We start from the raw sequence: 285 nt of genomic DNA, 5'->3' as shown, positions 1-285 counted from the left end.
CGCATTTCGGGCACGTCGTATAGAAGAAATAGACGTTGCCCGGCTCCGATTTCCGATCGCGCGCGATCTGCCGCATCTCCTCCAGCCACTGCCTTGCCTGGCTGTAGGGGCCCTCGAACACTTTCGTCATAAAGTCGCCGCTCAGCGTCGTCATTTCTTCCCCGGGAACCGATTTCGCAACCGAGAACAGATGCTCGCTGCTCCAGGGCGAAATATCCCGGCTGAGCACGATGAATTGATCCGTCGCCGAGGCTTCCGCGTCGTCGATATGCCTGTTGACGCGCG

General features: G+C 59.3%; 1 protein-coding gene. It reads right to left on the bottom strand.

What is annotated here, in order from left to right; translation table 11 throughout:
• Positions 1-285 (bottom strand): hydrolase (locus tag EN861_RS35760; protein ID WP_348630923.1); only part of this gene is annotated, 285 nt, incomplete at both ends.

Origin of the sequence: Mesorhizobium sp. M8A.F.Ca.ET.218.01.1.1 (assembly GCF_004791165.1) — a bacterium.
Taxonomy (GTDB): domain Bacteria; phylum Pseudomonadota; class Alphaproteobacteria; order Rhizobiales; family Rhizobiaceae; genus Mesorhizobium.
The sequence above is the reverse complement of the archived record's forward strand: the minus strand, read 5'-3'. Positions and strand labels throughout refer to the sequence as shown.